19 protein-coding genes are annotated in these 16,405 nt (G+C 63.1%); 9 read left to right on the top strand and 10 right to left on the bottom strand.

Annotated features, from left to right (window positions below):
* Positions 1-27: 27 nt before the first annotated feature.
* From hprK to THIDRDRAFT_RS11740, 9 genes are all read right to left on the bottom strand, one after another.
* Positions 28-990, bottom strand: a complete 963-nt coding sequence (gene hprK, locus THIDRDRAFT_RS11780) for an HPr(Ser) kinase/phosphatase (RefSeq protein WP_007041075.1) — start codon at positions 988-990, stop codon at positions 28-30.
* A gap of 22 nt (positions 991-1,012) precedes the next feature.
* Positions 1,013-1,462, bottom strand: a complete 450-nt coding sequence (locus THIDRDRAFT_RS11775; RefSeq protein ID WP_007041074.1) for a PTS sugar transporter subunit IIA — start codon at positions 1,460-1,462, stop codon at positions 1,013-1,015.
* A gap of 434 nt (positions 1,463-1,896) precedes the next feature.
* A complete protein-coding gene (gene hpf, locus THIDRDRAFT_RS11770) occupies positions 1,897-2,220 on the bottom strand; it encodes a ribosome hibernation-promoting factor, HPF/YfiA family (protein ID WP_007041073.1) in 324 nt (107 codons plus the stop codon).
* A gap of 30 nt (positions 2,221-2,250) precedes the next feature.
* Entirely contained in the window at positions 2,251-3,738 is a 1,488-nt protein-coding gene (locus tag THIDRDRAFT_RS11765) for an RNA polymerase factor sigma-54 (protein ID WP_007041072.1), read from the bottom strand.
* 270 nt (positions 3,739-4,008) lie between these two features.
* Positions 4,009-4,734: an LPS export ABC transporter ATP-binding protein gene (lptB, locus tag THIDRDRAFT_RS11760; protein WP_007041071.1), complete on the bottom strand. Its 726-nt coding sequence runs from the start codon at positions 4,732-4,734 to the stop codon at positions 4,009-4,011.
* A gap of 24 nt (positions 4,735-4,758) precedes the next feature.
* On the bottom strand, positions 4,759-5,280 hold the full coding sequence (gene lptA, locus THIDRDRAFT_RS11755; RefSeq protein WP_007041070.1) for a lipopolysaccharide transport periplasmic protein LptA: 522 nt from the start codon (positions 5,278-5,280) through the stop codon (positions 4,759-4,761).
* Positions 5,277-5,903 (bottom strand): LPS export ABC transporter periplasmic protein LptC, encoded by a 627-nt coding sequence (gene lptC / locus THIDRDRAFT_RS11750; RefSeq protein WP_007041069.1) that lies wholly within the window; start codon positions 5,901-5,903, stop codon positions 5,277-5,279. The genes lptA and lptC overlap by 4 nt, the downstream gene beginning before the upstream one ends.
* Complete coding sequence (gene kdsC / locus THIDRDRAFT_RS11745; protein ID WP_007041068.1) at positions 5,900-6,421, bottom strand: 3-deoxy-manno-octulosonate-8-phosphatase KdsC; 522 nt, start codon at positions 6,419-6,421, stop codon at positions 5,900-5,902. The genes lptC and kdsC overlap by 4 nt, the downstream gene beginning before the upstream one ends.
* Positions 6,422-6,488: 67 nt before the next feature.
* A complete protein-coding gene (locus THIDRDRAFT_RS11740; RefSeq protein WP_007041067.1) occupies positions 6,489-7,508 on the bottom strand; it encodes a KpsF/GutQ family sugar-phosphate isomerase in 1,020 nt (339 codons plus the stop codon).
* A 336-nt stretch (positions 7,509-7,844) separates the two neighbouring features.
* Here THIDRDRAFT_RS11740 and THIDRDRAFT_RS11735 point away from each other — a divergent pair, with 336 nt between their 5' ends.
* The 9 genes from THIDRDRAFT_RS11735 to hisC all read left to right on the top strand — a co-directional run bounded on the left by THIDRDRAFT_RS11735 (position 7,845) and on the right by hisC (position 15,433).
* Positions 7,845-8,684, top strand: a complete 840-nt coding sequence (locus tag THIDRDRAFT_RS11735; protein ID WP_007041066.1) for an ABC transporter ATP-binding protein — start codon at positions 7,845-7,847, stop codon at positions 8,682-8,684.
* A complete protein-coding gene (gene mlaE / locus THIDRDRAFT_RS11730) occupies positions 8,681-9,463 on the top strand; it encodes a lipid asymmetry maintenance ABC transporter permease subunit MlaE (RefSeq protein WP_007041065.1) in 783 nt (260 codons plus the stop codon). The genes THIDRDRAFT_RS11735 and mlaE overlap by 4 nt, the downstream gene beginning before the upstream one ends.
* Positions 9,464-9,468: 5 nt before the next feature.
* A complete protein-coding gene (gene mlaD / locus THIDRDRAFT_RS11725) occupies positions 9,469-9,936 on the top strand; it encodes an outer membrane lipid asymmetry maintenance protein MlaD (protein WP_007041064.1) in 468 nt (155 codons plus the stop codon).
* Entirely contained in the window at positions 9,936-10,556 is a 621-nt protein-coding gene (locus tag THIDRDRAFT_RS11720) for an MlaC/ttg2D family ABC transporter substrate-binding protein (RefSeq protein WP_007041063.1), read from the top strand. Before mlaD ends, THIDRDRAFT_RS11720 begins: the two co-directional genes overlap by 1 nt.
* On the top strand, positions 10,553-10,870 hold the full coding sequence (locus THIDRDRAFT_RS11715; RefSeq protein ID WP_007041062.1) for an STAS domain-containing protein: 318 nt from the start codon (positions 10,553-10,555) through the stop codon (positions 10,868-10,870). The genes THIDRDRAFT_RS11720 and THIDRDRAFT_RS11715 overlap by 4 nt, the downstream gene beginning before the upstream one ends.
* Positions 10,871-10,945: 75 nt before the next feature.
* On the top strand, positions 10,946-12,214 hold the full coding sequence (gene murA / locus THIDRDRAFT_RS11710; RefSeq protein WP_007041061.1) for a UDP-N-acetylglucosamine 1-carboxyvinyltransferase: 1,269 nt from the start codon (positions 10,946-10,948) through the stop codon (positions 12,212-12,214).
* A 7-nt stretch (positions 12,215-12,221) separates the two neighbouring features.
* Complete coding sequence (gene hisG / locus THIDRDRAFT_RS11705; protein ID WP_007041060.1) at positions 12,222-12,866, top strand: ATP phosphoribosyltransferase; 645 nt, start codon at positions 12,222-12,224, stop codon at positions 12,864-12,866.
* A 171-nt stretch (positions 12,867-13,037) separates the two neighbouring features.
* Positions 13,038-14,360 carry a histidinol dehydrogenase gene (hisD, locus tag THIDRDRAFT_RS11700; protein ID WP_007041059.1) on the top strand — a complete coding sequence of 441 codons (1,323 nt, stop codon included), beginning with the start codon at positions 13,038-13,040 and terminating at the stop codon, positions 14,358-14,360.
* Positions 14,357-15,433: a histidinol-phosphate transaminase gene (hisC, locus tag THIDRDRAFT_RS11695; RefSeq protein WP_007041058.1), complete on the top strand. Its 1,077-nt coding sequence runs from the start codon at positions 14,357-14,359 to the stop codon at positions 15,431-15,433. The genes hisD and hisC overlap by 4 nt, the downstream gene beginning before the upstream one ends.
* A gap of 5 nt (positions 15,434-15,438) precedes the next feature.
* Here hisC and THIDRDRAFT_RS11690 read toward each other — a convergent pair whose 3' ends face one another.
* On the bottom strand, positions 15,439-16,314 hold the full coding sequence (locus THIDRDRAFT_RS11690) for a TauD/TfdA family dioxygenase (protein ID WP_007041057.1): 876 nt from the start codon (positions 16,312-16,314) through the stop codon (positions 15,439-15,441).
* Positions 16,315-16,405 lie beyond the last annotated feature (91 nt).

Genomic DNA, 16,405 nt, shown 5'->3' with positions numbered 1-16,405 from the left:
GACATTTGGATGTGAGGTCCAGCGACTTCAGCGTCGGAGTGCCGGTGGATCCGGTCGGTCGATGCTGATCGCTCTAGCCTGGCGGTCGATGAAATCCACTCCGGCATCATAGCCCCTGATCCGTAGAATCTGGTGGCGCACCGCCGCTTCGACCAGGATGGCCAGATTGCGGCCTGGGGCGACCGGCATCACGATCTTAGGGATGGCGACGCCCAGGATGTTCATTGCCGTGAGACTTCCACTGAGCCGGTCGATGCTTTCGAGCTGTTGGTGGTCCAGTGGCTGCAGGTCGATGATGAGGTTGAGCGTCTTGTCGCGCCGCACCGCGCCCTCGCCGAACATGGCCCGGATGTTGAGGATGCCAAGTCCGCGGACCTCAAGAAAGTCTCGGAGTGTCTCGGGACAGCTTCCCTCCAGTACCTCGGGCGCGATGCGGGCGAATCGAGGCGCGTCGTCGGCGATGATGCGGTGACCGCGCGTGATGAGCTCCAGGGCCAGCTCGCTCTTGCCCACCGCAGGATTGCCCACCAGCAGCACGCCCATGCCCAGCACCTCAATGAAGACGCCGTGAACGGTTTCGCGTTCTGCCAAGGCGTGGGTCAGGAAATAGCGTAGATGGTTGATCAGATCCTGATCGCCGAGCGATGAGCTGAGAAGCGGGGTTTGGGTACGCTCGGCGACCTCTCGCAGGGCGGCATCCGGCTCGATGTCATCGGAGAAGAGCACCGCTGCGGGACGATCGGCGAAGAGCTTTTCGATGGTCTCGGTAAAGGCGGTGCTTCCCAGTTCGGTCAGATAGATCTGCTCGGGATGGCCGATCACCTGCAGTCGGTTGGGGTGGATGCAGTTGAGCGACCCGATCAGAGACTGACTCCCATGCGCGGGGGTCTCGCCGCGCAGCGGGCGTGGCTCCTTGGGCTCGGGTGTGAGCCAACGGAGCTTGAGTTGCGGCGCCGTCTGAGCGATCAGGAGTTGCAGACTGTCGATCATTGCTGGCGTCTCGCCGGGCGGTCTATCGTGCGTTCAGAACGCTCAGAAGGCGGGCTGCGGAGTCGGCCTCGCGCAGTTGCGCTCGGATCTCGGGGTCGCTGAAGAGGCTGGCCAGATGGGCGAGCAAGTGGAGATGCTCCTCGTTCGCCGCCTCCGGGACGAGCAGGGCGAAGGCCAGGTCGACGGACTCGCCGTCTGCGGCATCGTAATCGATCCCTTGCCTGATCTGGACGAAGGCGCCGATGACGTCGGACACCTCCTTCAGGCGCGCGTGAGGCAGCGCGATCCCGTGACCGAGCCCGGTACTGCCGAGACGCTCGCGTTCGAGCAGGCGCTCGAAGACGGTCTCGGTCTGCAGTCGAGGGTGATCGGTCGCCAGGAGTTCGGCCAGTGTTTCGAGCAGACGCTTCTTGCTGGAGATCTCAAGGCCGCATCCGATGCGGGATTCGCTGATCAGATCGGGGCTGAACATGGGGTCAACTCCTGTCAGGCACCGGCGCGTTTCACGGCGATCGTGTCGCTTGGCGATGGTTGCCAGAGGCATCGCGGACAAGTGGTTCTGGTCATGAGTCGTGGTTTCCTCGAAATCGGCCCGATGACGGGTGCATGGGATGACGGGTGCATCATATGTGCTCAGTCGTCATCGTCTCAATGAAAAACACCTCGAACGGCCTTCCTTGTGTCCGTCCGAGGTGTCGCGCGCCTTAGCGAGTCGGCGCAGCGGTCAGATCAATGCGTATCGGGATCGTGGGCGATTTCGGTCAACGTTCATGTGAGCTGGCGTGTCTTGACGTTCGTCCTCGGTGTCGGGCTAGGGGCACGGCGCTTGGCCATGCTCCCGCCGACGCTCTCAGAGAACGAGCGCCAATTCGGCGTCATCTGGAATGAGCGTTTCCGGCAATCGCCTCATTCCTCCTCGGCGGTGACGATCGGTGCGCCAGGTCGGTGGCTGTTTTTCTTCTCCTTGTAGCGAATCACTTGTCGATCGAGCTTGTCGATGAGCCCGTCGATGGCCGCGTACATGTCTTCATGAGTGGAGTCGGCAAACACCTTGCCTCCATTGATGTGGAGTGTCGCCTCCGCCTTCTGGGTGAGCTTTTCAACGCTGAGGACGACATGGGCGTTGATGACGTGGTCGAAATGTCGTGCTAGACGTTCGAATTTGCTGTCGACATAACTCTTCAGCGCTTCGGTTACGTCGATGTGGTGACCCGTCAGGTTAATCTGCATCATTTGACTCCTTAGGTTCAAACAGCCTGCTCATGCTAGGCGTTTGCGCTCGTTCGAGGGTGGGATGCCCATTGCCTCGCGATATTTGGCGACTGTTCGGCGTGCGACCTTGATGCCCTGATCAGCGAGTTCCTGCGCGATTTTGCTGTCGCTCAGGGGCTTTCTGGCGGATTCCCCTGAGATCAGCTTGCGAATCAGGGCGCGGATCGCCGTGGATGAACACTCGCCGCCAGAAGCGGTGTTGACGTGCGATGAAAAGAAATACTTGAACTCGAATGTGCCTCGCGGTGTGTGCATGTATTTCTGGGTGGTGACCCGAGATACGGTGGACTCGTGCAGTTCGAGCGCCTCGGCGATGTCGCGCAGAACCATGGGGCGCATGCCCTCGTCGCCGAGTTCGAAGAAGTCCTGTTGCATCTCCACGATCTTGGATCCCACGCGCAGAACCGTGTCGTTGCGGCTGGCCAGGCTCTTGATGAACCATCGCGCCTCCTGCAGATGGCTCTTGAGCGTGGTGCTGTCCGCGCTCTGATCCGAGCGCCTGATCAGTTGCGCGTAATCCGCGTTCACTCTCAGTTTCGGCGTCGACTCCGGATTGAGTTCGACGTGCCAGCGACCCTCCCCTTTACGGACGAAGATGTCGGGGACAACGTACTCCGGCGGCGCCTCTTCGATCAAGGTCCCCGGCTTCGGATTGAGTTGGCGGATGAGTGCGATCGCCTCAGCGATGCGCTCCTCCGGTTCCTTCAGCAGACGGGCGAGCGCGCCAAGGTCGCCTCTCGGCAAATGCTCGAAACCCTCGACGCAGACCCTGACGGCCAGATCGCGCGCGGGAAACTGGTCAGACAACTGGCGCAGTTGGATGGTCAGGCATTCCTGGATGCTGCGCGCCCCGATGCCTGGCGGGTCGAGTGATTGGACGCGGTGGATCAGCGTCTCGATCTCCTCGACGCTGATATCCGGGTTGTCGATGGAGGCGAGCAGCTCGTCGACGTCCGCGCGCAGATAGCCGGCCTGATCGATCGAATCGATGACCGTTTGAGCGATCATGAAGTCACGCTCGTTCAGCCGGCTCAGATTCAGCTGCCAGGCGAGATGGTCTTGCAGGCTTTGCGGGCGGCTCTGCTGGGCGAACGGATCGAAATCGGAGTTGTCGTCGCTGCCGTGCGAGGTGGGCGGCAGATAGCTGTCGAAGACGTCGTTCCACTGGGTGTCGACCGGAAGATCGTTTGGCATCTCGTTCGACTCGGCGCGGATCTCGCGATCCACGGCCATGTCCTGTTCGCCGTGCTGGGGCTCCGCCTCGGCTTGGCTCTGGTCGAGCCGGGCGTCGCTCCGTTCGCTGGCCGCGAAACGTTCGTTCTCGTCACCCTCTTCGAGCATGAGATTGGTTTCGAGTGCCTCTTGGATCTCCTTCTGGAGCTCGAGCGTCGAGAGTTGCAGCAGCTTGATCGCCTGCTGCAACTGGGGCGTCATGGTGAGGTGTTGGCTGAGGCGAAGCTGGATGGATTGCTTCATCGATCGCGTATGCGCCTTGAGGTGAACCGCTTGAGGTCTAAAGCAATAAGAGTGCCTATCGCCATTCTAGCCCATTTCGGCGAAAAGAGCCGCCAGTCGCCGGTCACTAGATTAAGCGGTTGCTTTGAAAGAATTTTATTGTCTTCGCTCGGCCGATAAGTGGGGGGCGAGGTCGAGCACCGCCACGTCCATGATGGACTGGCGCTGGCGGCTGACGGCTGGTGGCTGGTTGCGATATATCGGGTCATGGATGCTTCGTGAGATCGCCGTCTACATCGAGAAGTCGGCGCCGAGATAGACGTCTCGAACCTGCTGGTTGGCGAGCAACTCGTGCGGCTGGCCCGAGGCGATTACGTTTCCGTTACTGATGATGTAGCCTCGATCGCAAATATCGAGTGTCTCGCGGACATTGTGGTCCGTGATGAGGACGCCGATGCGCCGGTCCCGCAGATGGGAGACGATGGCCTTGATATCGCCCACAGCGATGGGATCGACGCCCGCAAAGGGTTCGTCGAGCAGCATGACAACCGGATCCACTGCAAGCGCGCGGGCGATTTCGAGCCGTCTTCGCTCCCCGCCCGAGAGGCTCAGGGCGAGCGAATCGCCGACATGCGCGATGCCTAGCTCTTCGAGCAGTTGCTCGCAGCGCGTCTCGCGCTCGGCGCGCTTGAGATCGCGTCGGGTCTCCAAGATGGCCAGGATGTTCTCGCGTGCCGAGAGCTTGCGGAAGACCGAGGGCTCCTGTGCCAGATAGCTGAGTCCGGCGCGCGCGCGCGCATGCATCGGCATGCGGGTGATGTCCTGGTCGTTCAGCAGGATCCGGCCCTGGTCGGCCGCGATGAGCCCGACGATCAGGTAAAAGCAGGTCGTCTTGCCGGCACCGTTGGGTCCTAACAGGCCGACGACCTCGCCTGGTTCGACCTCGACCGAGACGTCTTGCAGCACCTGCCGCCGACGGTAGTGTTTCTTCAGATGTTCGGCGCGCAGTGCGATCAAACGGGCCTCCTCATCGCGGGTGCCTTATTGCTCTTCGGGGGTGATGGTGATCTTGACCCGTCCCGAGCCTCCGGCGCGGAATTGGGCGCGGGCGCGGTCGTAGATGATGCGCTCGCTGGTCAGTCGGTCCTCTCCCTGGATCAGCACGCCGTCGCCGATCAGGACGAGTTCGTCCTTGTCGGCGTTGTATTCGATCCGCTTGGCGAACGCGTGCACCTCGCCCTGGTCGCCGTCGAGCCGCTGTTTGTAGCGTGCCGGCTTGCCCAGCGCGATGATGAACTTGGGTTGGCGGTCCTCGCGATGGTAGACGGTCACATGATCGGCCAGGAGTTGCATGCTGCCCTGGTCGACCTGGACGTTGCCGACATACACGCTGGTGCTGTCGCTTTCGCGGACCTCGACGTCGTCGGCCTCGATCAGAATCGGCTGTTTGGCGTCATCCTTCAGCGCCCAGGACTGTCCGGCGCTCAAGACGGTGAGCGCGGCTAGGAGTAGGCGTGCGATGGGCCTGGGTGTGCGGGTCCGGTCGGCTTTGAAGGTTATCATGGGGACGGATCCTGCTCGGGATCGGACTCGGGCGCGAGCCGGATGCGCGCGCGCCCATGGAATGTGGTGCGGGTCGGTTCGTTATACCAGAGACGCATTCCGTTGGCGGTCAGGACGTCGCCATCGCTGTTGACCCGTACTTCGAGATCGGTCTCGGCCAATCCTTGTTTGCGCCAGATATCCAGGCGTTCGGTCTCGAAATGCGCGGGGCGGTTTTCGTCGTCGCCCGCTCGATTCAGCTCGACATTGCCCTCCAGGCGGATCTGATCGCCGTCCGCGTAGATGGTGCCTCGGTCGGCCTTAGCGTGCCAGGACGGTCCTTTGATCTGGTACAGCTCCAGGCGCGGCTGGTCCAGTTCGGAGACATTTTCCGTCGCGTAGTGCCGCAGCTCGATCGCCTTCAGATGACGGATCGGCCGTCCGCTGTCGTTGGTCTCGACCGCCGAGAATCGATCGACGACATAGTCGGGCAGTCGGGGGCGCGTCCGGTGCGCGCCGGCATCCTCGTCCGGTGTCTTGAGCTGCCACCAGGCGATGGCCCCGATGATCGCGAACAGGATCGCGAGCATCAGTTGCCGTCCGCTCCAGAAGGGGCGGTCGAAATAGCCGAAATAGGCGCTCATCGATAGCGCGACATCATCTGCTCGAACGTGCCCTGAGCATCCATGATCATCTCGCACACCTCGCGCGCCGCACCGCGCCCGCCGGGTGCGGTGGTACACCAGTGTGCCAGGTCGCGGACCTGCGGTTGGGCGTCCGCGACGGCCACCGCGAGTCCGACACGGCGCATCACGGGCAGGTCCACCACATCGTCGCCGACATAGGCGATCGTCTCGTCTGGCAGTTCAAGACGCTGTTTGAGCTCCTCGTAGGCCGGCAGCTTTTCACGATAGCCCTGGAAGACGTCGGAGACCCCGAGACTCGCCATGCGCATCTGGACCACATTGGAGGTGCGTCCGGTGATGACGGCCAGCCGCACGCCGCTCTGCTGGAGCATGACCATACCGTGACCGTCGCGCGAATTGAACGCCTTGTACTCGAGTCCGTCGTCGCCGAGATAGAGACTCCCGTCCGTCAGCACGCCGTCGACGTCGAAAATGACCAGTCGGATCCGGGATGCGCGTTCTCGAATGTCCTGCATGGCTGGCTGACCTCATTGGCTGTGGATCGGATGGGGGGCTGGGTGCCCGGCACGCCGTCTGTCGGCGTCACACCACGCCCGCTCGGAGCAGGTCGTGCATGTTGAGCGCCCCGATCGGTCTGCGCTGGGCGTCGAGTACCAGCAGGCCATTGATGGACAGGGATTCCATCAGTCGTACGGCCTCCACGGCGAGCGCGTCTTGCGAGAGTGTGACGCAGTCGGGCGTCATGACCGAATCGATACGCGTCTGGTGGACGTCGATTCCGCGATCGAGTGTGCGGCGTAGATCGCCGTCGGTGAAGATTCCGGCGAGTGTGCCGTCGTCAGCCAGGACCGCGCTCATCCCCAGGCCGCCGCGCGACATTACCTCTAGCGTGTCCATGACGCTGGTGCCCAGCGTGACCGTCGGCAGTCGCTCGCCGTGGTGCATGACGTCGCGGACGTGCAGCAGCAGTCGTCGTCCGAGCGTTCCGGCCGGATGCGAGCGCGCGAAGTCCTCGGCCGTGAAGCCACGGCTTTCGAGCAGGGCGATCGCCAGTGCGTCGCCCATGGCCAGTGCGGCCGTGGTGCTCGATGTGGGGGCCAGGCCGAGCGGACAGGCCTCGCTGGCGACGCTGATGTCGAGGCTGACATCGGCCTCGCGCGCCAGTGTCGAGTCGCGTCGGCCGGTCATGGAGATCATGGGGACGGCGAGCCGCTTGATGATCGGCAGGATGACCAGAAGCTCGTTCGTCTCGCCCGAGTTGGAGATGGCGAGCACCACGTCGCGCGGCGTGATCATGCCCAGATCGCCGTGGCTCGCCTCGCCGGGATGGACGAAGAAGGCCGGGCTGCCGGTGCTGGCCAGGGTCGCGGCGATCTTGCCGCCAATGTGCCCCGACTTGCCCATGCCGAGCACCACGATGCGTCCCTCGCACGCCAGCATGTAGCGGCAGGCGCGGAGAAAGGTCGCATCGATGCGCGCGCCCAGAGCAGCGACCGAGGTGGCCTCGATTTCGATCACGGCGCGACCGAGTTCGAGGATCTTTTCGGCCTGGCCGTCGGCCAGCACGGCCTCGCGCGCGCCGAGTTGTCTGCGTTCTGTCATGCTTGCCGGGGTCCTGGGTTAGCGCGTGTTCGTCGTCATGGGGTTCGGATGATGCACAAAAATACACTATGGGCGGCTCGGATGTCCCCTGCGCCCCGGCATTTGCGTCGATGATGCGCCGTCTCCGGGGATTCGGGCCGTACGGTTCGCCTTGACGCCCATGGGTTCGGTCGCGAGAATCACCTATTTTTCGTCAATGACGCGTCTTGCGCGAATCCATCATCATGCATAGGCGAGGGGCGGTAGCGAGGGCTCGGGGCGCGGCAGGTCGCGCATGGGCATTGTATGCGCTCATCCATGAATCGATGCCGATTTCGATGACGGCGGGGGATGCTCATGTCCGGTGAGACCGATCGCGATCTGGCCGATCAAGATCTCTTGGTGAAGATTCGCGGGCTCCATTTCAGTCGCGGATCCCGCGTCATCTTCGAGGACCTGGATCTCGATATCCGCCGAGGTTCCGTGACCGCCGTCATGGGGCCGAGCGGTACGGGCAAGACCACGCTGCTCAAGCTGATCACCGGACAGCTGCATCCCGACGCGGGCACCATTGAGGTCGATGGCGAGGACGTGCTGCGGCTGGACAAGGCAGGACTCTACCGGCTGCGCCGGCGCATGGGGATGCTGTTTCAGAGCGGCGCGCTGCTCACGGATCTCAGCGTCTTCGAGAACGTCGCCTATCCGCTGCGCGAGCACACCGATCTGAGCCCCTCGATGCTGCGCAAGCTGGTCTTGCTGAAGCTTGAGGCGGTCGGCCTGCGCGGCGCGCGGGATCTGATGCCGAGTGAGCTGTCCGGCGGCATGGCGCGCCGCGTCGCCTTGGCGCGCGCGATTGTGCTCGATCCCATGATGATCCTCTACGACGAACCCTTTACCGGTCAGGATCCAATTTCGATGGGCATGCTGGTGACGCTGATTCGCCAGCTCAACGACGCCTCTCGCATGACCAGTATCCTGGTGTCGCACGACGTGCGCGAGACGACCCGTATCGCCGATTTTCTCTATCTTATTTCTCAAGGGCGTGTCATCGCCCAGGGGACGCCGCAAGAGATTGCCCTCGATGCATCCGAATCGGTGCGTCAGTTCATGGATGGTCTGCCCGACGGGCCGGTCCACTTCCATTACCCGGCACCGCCGCTGGCCGAGGATCTGAGTGCCCAGGGGAGAAAACGATGAGATTCGAGGCCTTCGCCGTGCTCGGTCGTGGTGTATTGGGCGCGCTAGAACGGTTGGGGCGGGCGCATCTGCTGCTGTTCGCGATCCTGGCCGGCAGCGGCGAGGTCCTGCGCCATCCGCGCCTGCTGTTCGAGCAGATCTACAATGTCGGTGTCCTCTCGTTGCTCATCGTCGGTGTCTCCGGGCTTTTCGTCGGTATGGTGCTGGGGCTGCAGGGCTATTATGTGCTGGCGCAGTTCGGTGCGGCCGAGAGCCTTGGTATTATGGTCGCCGCCTCGCTGGTGCGTGAGCTCGGCCCCGTGGTTGCGGCCCTGCTGGTGGCCGGTCGCGCCGGGTCGGCGCTGACCGCCGAGATCGGTCTGATGAAGGCGACCGAACAGCTTGCGGGTCTCGAAATGATGGCGGTCGATCCGATCCGGCGCATCCTGGCGCCGCGTTTCTACGGGGGCGTGGTCGCCATGCCGTTGCTGGCGGCGATCTTCAGTGCGGTCGGCGTGCTTGGCGGCTATTTCGTCGGTGTGGGGCTGCTTGGTGTCGATGACGGTGCCTACTGGAATCAAATGCAGGCCAAGGTCGACTTTCAGGAGGACATCGTCAATGGCGTCATCAAGAGTCTCGTGTTCGGTGTCGCCATTACTTGGGTCGCGCTCTTCCAGGGGTACGATACCGTTCCTACCTCGGAGGGCGTGAGTCGCTCGACCACGCGTTCTGTGGTGCATTCCGCGCTCCTGGTGCTGGGGCTCGATTTCGTCCTGACGGCGTTGATGTTTGGAGGCTGATGACAATGGGCAAGCGGCACACGATCGAGGTTACGGTCGGGGCCTTCGTGGTACTGGGCGTCGTCGCGCTCTTCTTTTTGGCGATGCAGGTCAGCAATCTCAGCCAGGCATCCAGCGGCGACGGCTACCATCTGACGGCACGTTTCTCGAACATCGGCAGTCTCAAGGTTCGTTCTCCCGTGACCATGGCGGGTGTGCGTATCGGTCGGGTCGAGTCGATCGGGTTCGATAAGACGCGCTACGAGGCGCTGGTGACCATGCGTATCGATGCGGGTATTGACTCGATTCCCGAAGATACCTTCGCCAATATCTTTACCGCCGGATTGCTGGGCGAGCAGTACATCGGGCTGGAGCCTGGCGGAAGTCCGGATTTCCTGCGCGACGGCGATGAAATCGCCAACACGCAATCGGCACTGCTCCTCGAACAGATGATCGGGCAGTTTCTCTTCAAGAAAGCAGGTGAAAGCGGCTAATGCTTCAAAAACGTCATGTTTTCCTATTGTTGCTGGTCCTCATGCCGCTGGTGTGGAGTGGCAGCCTCTTCGCGTCCCAGGAGGACGCCTCCGCGCTGGTGAAGCGAACCGCCGACCGTATGCTGACAACCCTGGAGGCCCGGCGGGGCGAGGCGGAGCGCAATCCGTCCCTGATCTACGGAATGATCGAGAGCATCGCGGCGCCGCACTTCGATTTCGAGCGCATCACCCAGGGGGCTGTGGGCCAATACTGGCGTCAGGCGACGCCTGCTCAGCAGCGCCAACTGGTCGATGGATTCAAGCAGGTACTGGTTCGCACCTATGCGCGCTCGCTGCTCAGTTATTCCGGCCAGGAGATCCGCTATCTTCCCGCCAAGCCGGGGAGTCGCCCGAATAGGGTTACGGTGCCGACCGAGGTGCGCGAGGCGGGCGCGGCGCCGATTCCGGTCGACTACCGCATGTTCGACAACGGCAGCGGCTGGAAGGTGTACGACGTCGTTATCAACAATGCCAGTCTGGTCGGCAACTACCGCAGCAGCTTCGCCAACGAAATCCGCCAGAACGGCATCGATGGTTTGATCGCCAAGCTGGACGAGATGAACAGGAAAGGGCAGGAGTGACCGAGACACGTTTGACGCCGGTCGAATCCGGCCGGTGGCGTCTGGCGGGGACCATGGATTTCACAACCGTGCCCCGTCTGGCCACAGCGGGCGAACGGCTGTTCAAGGATTCCGGTCCGGCTCCAGGCGGCGCGCTGATCCTGGATCTCGCCGAGGTCGAGTCGGCCAACAGCGCCGGGCTCGCCCTGCTGCTGGAGTGGTCGGACATGGCGCGTGCCCGTGGCATTCATCTATCCTACGCCAACGTCCCCGATTCGCTGCTGCGGATCGCGGCCTTCTCGAATCTGCAGGATCTGCTGCCGGTTGCCGCCTGAATCGGCGCGCGCTCGACCCCGTGTATCCCCTGCCGTTTCTCTCGATTCCTCTCTGTTCTCGATTCAACGAAAACCATGGACAAGCTCCTCATCACCGGTAGCACTCCCCTGAATGGTCGGGTGCGAGCCTCCGGCGCCAAGAACGCCGCGCTGCCCATTCTGGCGGCGACCTTGCTCGCCGATGCGCCGGTGACGCTCGACAACGTCCCGCAGTTGCGGGACATCTCGACGACCTTCGACCTGTTGGGCCGGATGGGTGCGCGCCTGACACCGCAAGGCGAGGGTGTGGTGCAGGTCGAGCCGCGCACCCTCACCAGCTTCGTTGCGCCCTATGAGCTGGTGAAGACCATGCGGGCCTCCATTCTGGTGCTCGGCCCCCTGGTCTCGCGCTATGGCCGGGCCGACGTCTCGCTTCCTGGGGGCTGTGCCATCGGGGCGCGTCCGGTGAACCTGCATATCGAGGGTCTGCGAGCCATGGGTGCGGACGTCAACGTCGAGGGCGGCTATATCCGCGCGCGCGCCGGGCGTCTGCGCGGTGCGCGCGTGGTGATGGATCTGGTGTCGGTGACCGGGACCGAGAACCTCATGATGGCCGCCGCCCTCGCCGAGGGTGAAACCCTGATCGAGAACGCGGCCCGCGAGCCCGAGATCACGGATCTGGCCGATTTTCTGAATGCCATGGGCGCGCGGATCGAGGGCGCCGGCACCGACCGGATTCAGATCCAGGGTGTGGAGCGGCTGTCGGGGGCGCGCTATCGGGTGATGCCCGATCGGATCGAGACCGGGACCTTTCTGGTCGCGGCCGCCATGACCGGCGGCTGCGTGCGCGTCACCGAGACGCGCCCCGACTGTCTCGATGCCGTGCTGCATAAGCTGCGCGAAGCGGGTGCTGAGGTGCGTGTTGGCGAGGATTGGATCGAGCTGGACATGCACGGCCGACGTCCGCAAGCTGTCGACATCCACACGGCGCCGCATCCGGCCTTCCCGACCGACATGCAGGCCCAGTTCTGCGCGCTCAACAGCATCGCCGAGGGTGTCGGCTCGATTGCCGAGACCATCTTCGAAAATCGCTACATGCATGTCCCTGAATTGCAGCGCATGGGCGCCGACATCCGCGTCGAGGGCAATATCGCCATCTGTCATGGTGTCGAGCGTTTGACTGCGGCGCCGGTGATGGCGACCGACCTGCGTGCCTCGGCTAGCCTGGTTTTGGCCGGGCTGGTGGCCGAGGGAGAGACCCTGATCGACCGCATCTATCACCTGGATCGCGGCTATGAGAACATCGAAGACAAGCTCCTGGGCTTGGGTGCGAGCATCCAGCGCATCGCGGGGGCCAGAGGATGATCGCACCATGAATTTGAATGCCTCTCTCACCATTGCCTTGTCGAAGGGGCGGATCTTTGAGCAGACTCTGCCGCTGCTGGCGAATGCCGGGATCGAGCCGCTGGACGATCCGGAAACCAGCCGCAAGCTGATTCTGGAAACAAGCAATCCCAAGGTGAAGTTCGTCATTATCCGCGCCAGCGATGTGCCGACCTATGTCCAATATGGCGCGGCCGACCTCGGTGTGGCGGGTAAGGATGTCCTGCTGGAGCACGGCGGCGAGGGGCTTTACGAGCCGCTGGATCTCAAGATCGCGCGCTGCCGTCTGATGGTGGCGGGATTGCCGGATACCCAGACGCCGACCTCCCGTCGACTGCGCATCGCCACCAAATACGTGCATAGCGCCGAGCGCTATTTCGCCGCGAAAGGACAGCAGGTCGAGATCATCAAGCTCTACGGCTCCATGGAGCTGGCGCCTCTGGTCGGATTGGCCGACCTGATCGTCGATCTGGTCGAGAGCGGCAACACGCTCAAGGCCAACGGCCTGGTGCCGCTTGAGCACATCTCCGACATCAGCTCGCGACTGGTGGTGAACAAGGCCTCATGGAAGATGAAGCACGAGGCGGTGAGCGCCCTGCTGGCGTCGCTGCGCGAGTCCGTCGACGGCGAGTGATTGGGGAGTGGCCAGCTTCCAGCGGCCAGCCTCCAGCTGCCAGTTTGGTTGGAGCCGCTTTCCAATCTCGATCCCTTGACCGATGCTTGGCTGGATGAGGAAAGGGGTCGTCCATAAAGACATACATCCGCTGGTGGCTGGTGGCAGGAAGCTGGCAGCTACCAATCAAACATGAGTGAGACAACCGTGACCGATATCAAACGTCTCTCCACCCAGGACGCCGATTTCCAATCCAAACTCGCGGCCTTGCTAGCCTGGGATTCGGTCTCCGACGATCGGGTGCAAGGCACCGTCGCCGAGATCATCCGCGAAGTTCGTACGCGTGGCGATGCCGCGCTGCTGGAATACACCACCCGATTCGACCGTTGGACGCCGGCATCTGCGGCCGATCTGGAATTGCCGCGCTCGCGTCTGGCTCGGGCTTGGGCCTCCATTCCGGCCGAACAGCGCCAGGCGCTGGAGCTGGCCGCCGAGCGCATTCGTGCCTATGCCGAGCATCAGAAGATGGCCGGTTGGAGCTATCGCGAGGACGACGGCACCCTGCTGGGTCAGCAGATCACGCCGCTCGATCGCGCCGGGCTCTATGTGCCGGGCGGCAAGGCAGCCTATCCCTCGTCGGTGCTGATGAACGCCGTTCCGGCCAAGGTTGCCGGCGTCTCCGAACTCATCATGGTGGTGCCCACTCCCGACGGTGAGCTCAACGAGTTGGTCCTTGCTGCGGCGCACGTCGCTGGCGTCGATCGCGCCTTCGCGGTCGGTGGTGCGCAGGCCGTCGCAGCGCTTGCCTACGGCACCGAGACGATTCCGGGCGTGGACAAGATCGTCGGGCCTGGAAACATCTATGTCGCCACCGCCAAGCGCGCCGTCTTCGGTCAGGTCGGTATCGACATGGTCGCCGGTCCCTCCGAGATCCTGGTCGTCTGCGACGGCGGGACCGATTCGGATTGGATCGCCATGGATCTCTTCTCCCAGGCCGAGCACGACGAGGACGCCCAGTCCATCCTGGTGAGCTGGGACGCCGCCTTCCTCGACCGCGTTGCCGCCAGCATCGACAAACTGCTGCCGACCATGGAGCGCCAGGAGATCATCGCCTCCGCGCTGCGTGCGCGTGGCGCGCTCATCCTGGCCCGCGATCTGGACGATGCCATTGGGGTCGCCAACGAGATCGCCCCGGAGCACCTGGAGTTGTCGATCGAGGATCCCGAGGCGATCGTCGGGCGTATCCGTCACGCCGGCGCCATCTTCATGGGCCGCTACACGGCCGAGGCGCTGGGCGACTATTGCGCCGGCCCCAACCACGTGCTGCCGACCTCCCGCACCGCGCGTTTCTCCTCGCCTCTGGGCGTCTATGACTTCCAGAAGCGTTCGAGTCTCATCATGGCCTCGCGCGCCGGCTCAGCCACGCTTTCGCGCACCGCATCCGTTTTGGCGCGTGGCGAAGGGTTGACCGCTCATGCCCGCTCGGCCGAATATCGAGGCGAGGAGGAGACTTGAAGGCACGGATCGAGTCACTCGTTCGGCCCGAAATTCTCGCGCTGGACGCCTATCATGTCGCCGAGGCCGCTGGCCTGATCAAATTGGATGCCATGGAAAACCCCTATGGCTGGCCCGAATCCCTGGTCTCCGAGTGGCTTGAAGCGCTGCGCAGCGTCGAGCTGAACCGCTATCCGGATCCTCAATGCGAGCTGCTTCAGGATGCACTGCGCGAGGCCATGAGGATTCCCGACGACATGGGGGTGCTGCTCGGCAACGGTTCGGACGAGCTGATCCAGATGCTGGCCCTGACGGTCGCACAGTCCGGACGCAAGGTGCTTTCGGTCGATCCAGGGTTCGTCATGTATCGCATGATCGGGCTATTCGCCGGGATGGACTATGTCAGCGTCCCGCTTCAGGCCGAAGACTTCTCGCTGGATCTGCCGGCGATGCTGGAGGCCATCGAGCGCGAACAGCCAGCGCTGGTCTATCTGGCCTATCCGAACAACCCGACCGGGAACCGTTTCGATGCGGACGACATGGTTCGCATCATTGAGGCCGCTCCCGGTCTGGTGATCGTCGACGAGGCCTATGCACCCTTCACCGACTGCAGCTTCCTGGGGCTGCTCGGCGACTGGGAGAACCTGCTGGTCCTGCGCACCGTCTCCAAGATGGGGCTGGCGGGTCTGCGGCTCGGCTATCTGGTCGGTCCCAGGCCTTGGCTGGCCGAGATCGACAAGGTACGTCTGCCCTACAACGTCAACGTCCTCACCCAGGTTTCCGCCACCTTCGCGCTTGAGCACAAGCCGCTCTTCGATGCCCAGACCCAATCCATCCGTGTCGAGCGCGTGCATCTGTTCGAGGCGCTGAGCGGGATCGACGGACTGCATCTCTTTCCAAGCGAGGCCAATTTCATCCTGATGCGTGCCCCGGCCGGACAGGCGGGCGCCATCTTCGACGGCCTCAAGGAACGCAAGATCCTCATCAAGAATCTCGACGGAGCGCATCCCATGCTCGCCGATTGTCTGCGCGTGACCGTCGGTTTGCCCGAGGAGAATGCAGCCATGGTCGAGGCGCTGAAGGCCGTGATCTGAGCGCCTCAGGTTCCGCTGATCCGATCGTAATAACGTGCCCGGTAGATGAGGCGCTGGCTGGTTCCGTCGTCGAATCCGGTCCGGGTGTGCAGGACGTTGTTGCAGATCAGGCCCCAGCCGGGCTCCAGGCGTGCGTTGAAATGCCAGGGCGACTCTTCTTCTAGGATCTCCCTGAGCGCGGCGACGGCGGCGCCGGTCCCCGGATCGTTGCGCCAGCGGATATTGCGCGCGCGGTTGGTATAGCGCAGATGCAGACATCCATCCGATTGCACCGAGAACACGGGGCCGGTGCGCTCCGGGCGCGCTTCCTCTCCATCGACATGATGTGCCGGAATGCTCATGCACTCCGGATGCATCAGGGTGCGGATATGATCGGGGTTACGGTCGCGCAGTAGGATGTAGAGGATCTCGTGGTCGAGCAGGGCATTGGCGCCGCCCTGTTCCGCCGGTCGGACGCAGTGCAGGAGCAGACCTCTGATCTGGCGGTCCGGGCTATTGTAATAGCCGTCGGTATGCCAGGAGATGGGACGGTTCGAGTAGGGGATGAAGTCGCGATGCTGGCGGTCGGTCTGCACGGTCAGCGAGGTGATGGCGTCCTCATCGGCTCCGGGGTTATGGTCCAGCCGAGTGAGTCCAAATCTGGCCCCTAGGTCGCGCGGGATGGATTTCGCCGGATCGTCTCCCGTCTTGCCGACATAGATCGCCATGTTGGCGATGCGACAGCGCTCTAGGATGGCCTGGTGTTCCGTGGCGCTGAGTTCGCGAGGATCGCCGATCTCCACGATAAGCTGTGAAAGATCCGTCGGGGCCTGTCTCAGTTTCTCATCGCGCCAGTGTTGGTAGGCAGCATCATTGGCGAGCTCGAACGGGGAGTCGTGCATTGACATGTGTCCTCTAGCTGGTTCGTCGTGCGGGGCCCTGTCTGGAACGGATTATCGTCTCCTCGGCTGTCGGCCCCTTGCGGTCGTCGAT

This window comes from Thiorhodococcus drewsii AZ1 (assembly GCF_000224065.1).
GTDB classification, from domain to species: domain Bacteria; phylum Pseudomonadota; class Gammaproteobacteria; order Chromatiales; family Chromatiaceae; genus Imhoffiella; species Imhoffiella drewsii.
Note: the sequence above shows the minus strand (reverse complement) of the source record. Positions and strands in the feature narration are given on the sequence as shown.

What these genes read in the sequence shown, in the direction of transcription:
- hprK (WP_007041075.1), bottom strand. Translation starts at nt 990, where the DNA reads ATGATCGACAGTCTGCAACTCCTGATCGCTCAGACGGCGCCGCAACTC.
- THIDRDRAFT_RS11775 (WP_007041074.1), bottom strand. Translation starts at nt 1,462, where the DNA reads ATGTTCAGCCCCGATCTGATCAGCGAATCCCGCATCGGATGCGGCCTT.
- hpf (WP_007041073.1), bottom strand. Translation starts at nt 2,220, where the DNA reads ATGCAGATTAACCTGACGGGTCACCACATCGACGTAACCGAAGCGCTG.
- THIDRDRAFT_RS11765 (WP_007041072.1), bottom strand. Translation starts at nt 3,738, where the DNA reads ATGAAGCAATCCATCCAGCTTCGCCTCAGCCAACACCTCACCATGACG.
- lptA (WP_007041070.1), bottom strand. Translation starts at nt 5,280, where the DNA reads ATGATAACCTTCAAAGCCGACCGGACCCGCACACCCAGGCCCATCGCA.
- lptC (WP_007041069.1), bottom strand. Translation starts at nt 5,903, where the DNA reads ATGAGCGCCTATTTCGGCTATTTCGACCGCCCCTTCTGGAGCGGACGG.
- kdsC (WP_007041068.1), bottom strand. Translation starts at nt 6,421, where the DNA reads ATGCAGGACATTCGAGAACGCGCATCCCGGATCCGACTGGTCATTTTC.
- THIDRDRAFT_RS11740 (WP_007041067.1), bottom strand. Translation starts at nt 7,508, where the DNA reads ATGACAGAACGCAGACAACTCGGCGCGCGCGAGGCCGTGCTGGCCGAC.
- THIDRDRAFT_RS11735 (WP_007041066.1), top strand. Translation starts at nt 7,845, where the DNA reads ATGTCCGGTGAGACCGATCGCGATCTGGCCGATCAAGATCTCTTGGTG.
- mlaE (WP_007041065.1), top strand. Translation starts at nt 8,681, where the DNA reads ATGAGATTCGAGGCCTTCGCCGTGCTCGGTCGTGGTGTATTGGGCGCG.
- mlaD (WP_007041064.1), top strand. Translation starts at nt 9,469, where the DNA reads ATGGGCAAGCGGCACACGATCGAGGTTACGGTCGGGGCCTTCGTGGTA.
- THIDRDRAFT_RS11720 (WP_007041063.1), top strand. Translation starts at nt 9,936, where the DNA reads ATGCTTCAAAAACGTCATGTTTTCCTATTGTTGCTGGTCCTCATGCCG.
- murA (WP_007041061.1), top strand. Translation starts at nt 10,946, where the DNA reads ATGGACAAGCTCCTCATCACCGGTAGCACTCCCCTGAATGGTCGGGTG.
- hisG (WP_007041060.1), top strand. Translation starts at nt 12,222, where the DNA reads ATGAATTTGAATGCCTCTCTCACCATTGCCTTGTCGAAGGGGCGGATC.
- hisD (WP_007041059.1), top strand. Translation starts at nt 13,038, where the DNA reads ATGAGTGAGACAACCGTGACCGATATCAAACGTCTCTCCACCCAGGAC.
- THIDRDRAFT_RS11690 (WP_007041057.1), bottom strand. Translation starts at nt 16,314, where the DNA reads ATGCACGACTCCCCGTTCGAGCTCGCCAATGATGCTGCCTACCAACAC.